At 73.8% G+C, this 6,523-nt stretch carries 4 protein-coding genes; 3 read left to right on the forward strand and 1 reads right to left on the reverse strand.

Annotation, left to right across the window (positions count from 1 at the left end; all coding sequences use genetic code 11):
• The first annotated feature begins 68 nt into the window (after positions 1–68).
• Positions 69–800: a TerD family protein gene (locus AAHZ94_RS26240; RefSeq protein WP_349995770.1), complete on the forward strand. Its 732-nt coding sequence runs from the start codon at positions 69–71 to the stop codon at positions 798–800.
• Between the two features lie 16 nt (positions 801–816).
• Here the strand turns inward: AAHZ94_RS26240 and AAHZ94_RS26245 are convergent, their stop codons facing one another.
• Complete coding sequence (locus AAHZ94_RS26245) at positions 817–1,785, reverse strand: TerD family protein (RefSeq protein WP_349995772.1); 969 nt, start codon at positions 1,783–1,785, stop codon at positions 817–819.
• A 251-nt stretch (positions 1,786–2,036) separates the two neighbouring features.
• Between AAHZ94_RS26245 and AAHZ94_RS26250 the strand changes: the two genes are divergently transcribed.
• Positions 2,037–3,209 (forward strand): HpcH/HpaI aldolase/citrate lyase family protein, encoded by a 1,173-nt coding sequence (locus tag AAHZ94_RS26250; RefSeq protein WP_349995773.1) that lies wholly within the window; start codon positions 2,037–2,039, stop codon positions 3,207–3,209.
• Between the two features lie 154 nt (positions 3,210–3,363).
• The gene (locus tag AAHZ94_RS26255) at positions 3,364–6,390 is read left to right on the forward strand and encodes a phosphoribosyltransferase (protein ID WP_349995774.1); all 3,027 of its coding nucleotides are present in this window, start codon (positions 3,364–3,366) and stop codon (positions 6,388–6,390) included.
• The last annotated feature ends 133 nt before the right edge of the window (positions 6,391–6,523 follow it).

Consider the following 6,523-nt stretch of genomic DNA (forward strand, 5'->3'; position numbering starts at 1 on the left):
CCGCGAGGTTGTTCCTCGCGGCCCGCCCCGTCGTCATGGGTGTCCCGTCAGATGTGGGGGTGTAGGCAATGCCGTTATGGAGCGGCTGGGGGCGTGGGTCGGCGCAGGTCTTCGATACCGGTGGCGCATCGGGCGCCATCGAACTGACCAAGCGGCGCCCGACCATCTCGCTCACCAAACAGGGCGCGGCCAGCGGAAACCTACGGGTCAACCTGTCCTGGCGGATGCGCACCACCGACTTCAACGCCAAGCAGCGCAGTGGTTCGTGGCGCAATCCGCTCCAGATGTTCAAGCCCGAGATGGTGCAGACGCAGGGCCCCGCGATGGTCAACGTCGACCTCGACCTGGCCTGCATGTACGAGATGCAGAGCGGCGGCAAGGGCGTGGTGCAGCCGCTCGGCGACTTCTTCGGGTCGCTCAACGAGTCGCCGTACGTGCATCTGAGCGGTGACGACCGGTTCGGCTCGGGGTCCGGCGAGACGATCTACATCAATCTGGACCACAAGGACGACTTCAGCCGGCTGCTGATCTTCGTCTACATCTATGACGGCACGCCCGCCTTCGACCGTACGCACGGCGTGGTCACGCTCTTCCCCAGTAGCGGTCCGCGCATCGAGATCACCCTGGACGAGCGGGCGCCGCAGGCGCGCTCGTGCGCGGTGGTGATGATCGAGAACGTCAAGGGCGAGATCGTGGTCCGCCGCGAGGTGAAGTACGTCTACGGCTTCCAGTCCGAGCTCGACCGGCTGTACGGCTGGGGGCTCCAGTGGGGTCGGGGCTACAAGAAGGCCAAGATCTGAGCGGGCACGGGTGCGGCTACCGGCGCCGTTGGAACTGCGGTCCCTGGGGCGGCAGTTGGAACGGCGCCTGCGGCGCGGCCGGCACCGGCTGTGGGTGCTGCGGATAGCCGTAGGCCGGATGCGGCGGGTAGCCGTACGCGGGCTGTTGGGCCGGCATCGGCGGGTGCGCCGAGTGGCTGCTCCAGGGCGCCGCGGGGCTCGCGTCGGCCGCTGCGTAGGCGGGCGAGGCGGCCGGCTGCGGCGGCACGGCGGCCGGGGGAGCGGTGACCGGGGGGACCGGTGGGGGCGGCGGGTAGCCGTAGCCGGTGCCCTGGTGCGGTGCGGGCGACGGGCCGACGGCGGCCGTCGGCGCCGCGGCGTGGTGGGCGGCCACGGTCGGCCCGGTGGCGTCGGGCGGGCCCGGGGCGTGGACGCTCGGCTCGGGCGCGGCGGGTGCCTCGGAGTCGTCCACCGAGATGCCGAACTCGGTGGCGAGGCCGACCAGGCCCGAGTCGTAGCCCTGTCCGAGGGCGCGGAACTTCCAGCGGTCCCCGCGGCGGTAGAGCTCGCCGCACATCAGCGCCGTCTCCTCGCCGGTCTCGGCGGTGACCTCGAAGACCGCGAACGGCTCGGCGCCCTCGGGCGCGGTGCAGTCGTACAGCCGCAGGCACAGGTCCTGGACCCGGCCGAAGGGGCCGCCGTCGGCGGACGCGGCGAGCACCACCCGGTGCACCGCGGGCTCCAGCGGCCCGAGATCCGCCTCGATGGTGTCGGTCAGGCCCTCGGTCAGCCGCTTCTTGGGCAGGTGGCGGACGAGCCCGGAGGGGTGGCGCGGCTGGTTGTAGAAGACGAAGTCCTCGTCCGAGCGCACATGCCCGTCGGCGGCGAGCAGCAGCGCGGAGGCGTCCACGTCCGGCACCTCGGGCCCCGGCGTCCAGCGCAGCACGGCCCGTACGGCCGTTGCCGGCAGCGGGATGTTCGACCCCTTCGACATCACGTGCGTCATGGCGGCAATCCTGCCTTCTGGAGGGGGGTGCGAACAACGTGGGGGCCGTGCGCCGGCCGGCGGCGGGTCACGCGGCGCGGGGAGCGGCGCCGCGACGCGGGCTGGAAGGGTCACGTACACCCTGTGTATGCATGTGAGTTATCGGACTTTCACCCGCTTGGGGAACTCTTGACCTTCAACGGTCGTACGATTATCGGCCACGCTTCCGGCCAGTCGGGCCGTCGGAGGGCTACGGCAGCTCAGGGAGTCAAATGCGTCATTTCGGATATCTTTCGCCGGAAGTGCGGCAGGGCCTCTTTCATCGGGAGCCGGCCGAGTTCACCCCGGATGCGCCTGCCGGCACGCTCGCGGTCGCCCTCGGGGCCACCCTCTACACCCCGGCCACCCGCCCCAACCTTGCCGATGCCATCGTCAAACAGGCCGGTCGAGGCGTGGTTTCCATGGTGGTGTGCCTGGAGGACTCGATCGATGACAGTGAGGTGGCCCAGGGCGAGGAGAACCTGGTCCGGCACTTCGCCGCGCTCGACGCCCGGGTGCCGGCCGCCGAACTGCCACTGCTGTTCATCCGGGTGCGGACGGCCGAACAGATCCCCGACCTGGTCCGCAGGCTCGGCCCCGCGGTTCGCCGGCTGTCCGGATTCGTACTGCCGAAGTTCACCGAAGAGCGAGGCGTACCGTTTCTGGAGGCGCTGACCTCCTGTGATCTCGAACTGGAGCGGCGACTGTACGTGATGCCGGTCCTGGAGTCGCCGGAGCTGCTGCACCTGGAGACGCGGGCCGAGACGCTCGGCGGCATCGCCCGCACCGTCGACAAGTACCGGGACCGGGTGCTGGCGCTGCGGCTCGGCGTGACCGACTTCTGTTCGGCGTACGGGCTGCGCAGGGCGCCGGACATGACCGCGTACGACGTGCAGTTGGTCGCCTCCGTCATCGCCGATGTGGTCAATGTGCTCGGCCGTGCGGACGGCACCGGGTTCACGGTGACCGGGCCGGTGTGGGAGTACTTCAAGCCGCACGAGCGGATGTTCAAGCCACAGTTGCGGCGCAGTCCCTTCACCGGTGAGGCCGAGGCGCTGCGCACCGCGCTCATCGAGCACGACATGGACGGGCTGCTGCGCGAGATCGAACTCGACCGGGCCAACGGCCTCCAGGGCAAGACGTGCATCCACCCGACGCACGTGGCGCCGGTGCACGCGCTGTCGGTCGTCAGCCACGAGGAGTTCAGCGACGCGGTCGACATCCTCCAGCCGCAGCGCGAGGGCGGTGGCGTGCTGCGCTCGGCGTACACCAACAAGATGAACGAGGTGAAGCCGCACCGGGCCTGGGCCGAGCGGACCATGCTGCGGGCCGAGGTGTTCGGGGTGGCCCGGGAGGGCGTCGGATTCGTGGAGTTGCTGTCGGCCGGGCTGCCGGCGACCGGGTGAGCGCGGTGGCCGTGGGCGATGCTGCGGCTGCGGCTGGTGCGGTGGCCGTGGGCGCCGGGGCCGGGTGCTGCCCGGTCGGACGGGTGACAGGTCGCAGCGGTGGCCGGGTGCCGGGCGGCGGCGAGCGAGGGCGATGATGCGGGACGGTGTTGGCATGAGTGACGAGGGAGTGGGGCAGCGCGTGGTCTGGTCGGGGCAGTGGGTCGCGGACCATCTGGGGGTCGGCCTCAAGGACGCACCGGTGGGCGGGCCCGGGGACACACCGGACGACGCGCCGGACGACGCGCCCGGTGGCGCGCCGGGGCGCGCGCCGGATGCCGGTGGCGCCCAGGGCGGGGGTGACGAGCGGCTGCGGGAGTTGCTCGGCCTCGCGCTGCGGCGCAACCCGCGCCGGGCGCACCTGCTGGTCTCCAACGTGCTCGGCAAGCACGTGCCGCAGCGGCCCGCCGTCGTCTACGGGGCGGGGGTGCGGCTCGGACAGCGGGTGCGCGCGCTGCTCGGGGACGCGGACGCGGCGCGCGCGGTGGTGCTCGGGTACGCGGAGACGGCGACCGGCCTCGGCCACAGCGTCGCGGACGGGCTCGCGCTCGCCCCGTACCTGCACTCGACGCGCCGGCCGATCGCGCGGGTCCGACCGGTGGGCGGCTTCGAGGAGGAGCACAGCCACGCGACCTCGCACCTGTTGCTGCCCGAGGAGCCCGGACTGCTCGCCGGGGACGGCCCGTTGGTGCTGGTGGACGACGAGTTCTCCACCGGCCGTACGGTGTTGAACACCATTCAGACGCTGCACCGGCGCTTCCCGCGGGACCGTTACGTGGTGGTGGCCCTGGTCGACATGCGCTCGGCGGACGACCGCGCGACGCTGGACCGCTTCGCCGCCACGCTCGGCGCCCGGGTGGACCTGGTGGCGCTGGCCGCCGGCACGGTACGGCTCCCCGCCGATGTGCTCGCCCGCGGGCAGGCGCTGGTGGCCGAGCACGAGGCGGCTGCGGCTGGGGGTACGGCTGCGGCTCTGGCTGAGAGTGTGGGCGCGGGCGCGGCTGCGGTGGGGGCGGAGCCCGGCGCCGTCGGGCTGGAGGTGGAGCCCGGCGCCGTCGGGCCGCACCCGGTCGTGCACCGGGTGGACCTCGGCTGGCCCGGCGGCCTGCCCGACGGCGGACGCCACGGCTTCACGCCGGAGCACCGGGCGACCCTGGAGGCGGCGCTGCCCGGGATGGCCCGCCGGGTGGCCGGTGCGCTGGAGATCGGGGGCAAGGCCACGGCGGCGCGGACCCCGCGGGTGCTCGTGCTCGGCTTCGAAGAGCTGATGTACGCCCCGCTGCGGCTCGCCGAGGCGTTGCAGGCGGAGTTCGACGCGGAGTTCGACGCGGAGTTCGACGGGGCAGCCGGGGCCGCCGACGGCGGTGCGGGAGGCGGCGGCGCCCCGGCGGGTGGCGGTGCCGTGGCGGATGGCGGCGGCGCGGATGAGGGCGGTGGCGGGCGCGGAGCGGCGCCCGCGGCGAGGGCCGTCGCCGAGGTGCGGTACTCCACCACCACGCGCTCGCCCGTGCTCGCGCTGGACGACCCCGGCTACGCGATCCGCACCCGGCTCACCTTCCCGGCCCACGACGAGCCCGCGGACGGGCCCGGGCCGCGGTTCGCGTACAACGTGGCGCCCGGCAGCGATGCCGCGCGCCGGTTCGACGCCGTCGTCGCCGTCATCGACTCGACGGCCGACACGCCGGCGCTGCACGCACCCGGCGGGCTCGTCGACGTACTGGCGGCGCAGACGGAGCGGCTGGTGCTCGCGGTCGTGCCGTCGTACGTGCCGGCCGACGCGGCGGGGGACGGGGACGCGTCCGCGGACGGTGCAGCCGCTGGAGCCGACGCGACGGACGTGGCGCACGCGCCAGCCCCCACCACCCCTGCCACCCAGACGGGTGCCCCGCACCCCCAAGCCGTACCCCCGACCACCCGCACGCCGCGTGGCGTGCTCGACCGACAGGCCACACCCATGCAGGAACCGCTCCGCGGGCCCGACTTCTCCTCGTACGCCGCCGAAGACGTGGGGTGGCTGTTGCAGGACTTCTCCGACGTGCCGCTTGAGGCGCCCGTGGAGGAGCGCGAGGAGGCGGTGCAGAACGGCGGCGCGCACTACGCGGAGTCGCTGCCGATCGAGTACCAGCCGAGCGCCGCGTACCACGAGCTCTTCCGGGCCGCGCTCGACACCTCGGCCGCGCGCATCGCCCGGGCGGTGGGGGCCGTCACCGAGACGGTGCTCGCCGAACACTCCGAGCGCCCCGGCCGCGGGCCGAACGCGCGCCCCGTCCTGGTCTCGCTGGCCCGCGCCGGCACCCCGGTCGGCGTGCTGATGCGCCGCTGGGCGCAGTACGCGCACGGCATCGACCTGCCGCACTACGCGATCTCCATCGTGCGCGGCCGGGGCATCGACACCGCCGCGCTGCGCTGGCTGGCCACCCACCACGACCCGGCGGACGTGGTCTTCGTGGACGGCTGGACCGGCAAGGGCGCCATCACCCGCGAACTCGCCGTCGCCATCGAGGAGTTCGAGGCGTCGGAGGAGGCGGGCGGGGCGCGCGGCTTCGACCCGCGGATCGCCGTCCTTGCCGACCCGGGCGGCTGCGTGCGCACCTACGGCACCCGGGACGACTTCCTCATCCCGTCGGCGTGCCTCAACTCCACCGTCTCCGGGCTCATCTCGCGCACCGTGCTCCGCGCCGACCTGGTGCGGCCCGGCCAGTTCCACGGCGCCAAGTTCTACCGCGAACTGGCCGACGTGGACCTGTCCGGCGTCTTCCTCGACACCATCGCGGCCCGGTTCGCCGAGGTCGCGGACGCCGCGGCCCGCGACGCCAAGGAGTTCGTCGGCAGCCACCGGGCGCCGACCTGGGAGGGCTGGGCCGCCGTCGAGCGGATCAGCGAGGCGTACGGCATCCACGACGTGAACCTGGTCAAGCCGGGCGTCGGGGAGACCAGCCGGGTGCTGCTGCGCCGGGTGCCGTGGAAGGTGCTGGCGCAGCGCGGTGCGGGCGCCGACCTCGATCACGTACGGCTCCTCGCCGAACAGCGCGGGGTGCCGGTCGAAGAGGTCGACGACCTGCCGTACACCTGCGTGGGGCTGATCCATCCGCGCTACACCCGCGGCGCCACCGGTGCCGACGGTCGGGCGGTGGCCCAGTGAGCGCCGCCACCCGGGCGGGGGGGCCCCCCCCCCCCGGGGGCCCGGGCCCCCGCCCGGGCCCCGGGCCCCGGCTGTTCGGCGGCGGCCTGGGACCCGGCCGAGTACTACCCGCCGGGGACGCAGGTCTCGTACG

Origin of the sequence: Streptomyces sp. HSW2009 (genome assembly GCF_040240285.1) — a bacterium.
GTDB lineage: Bacteria > Actinomycetota > Actinomycetes > Streptomycetales > Streptomycetaceae > Streptomyces.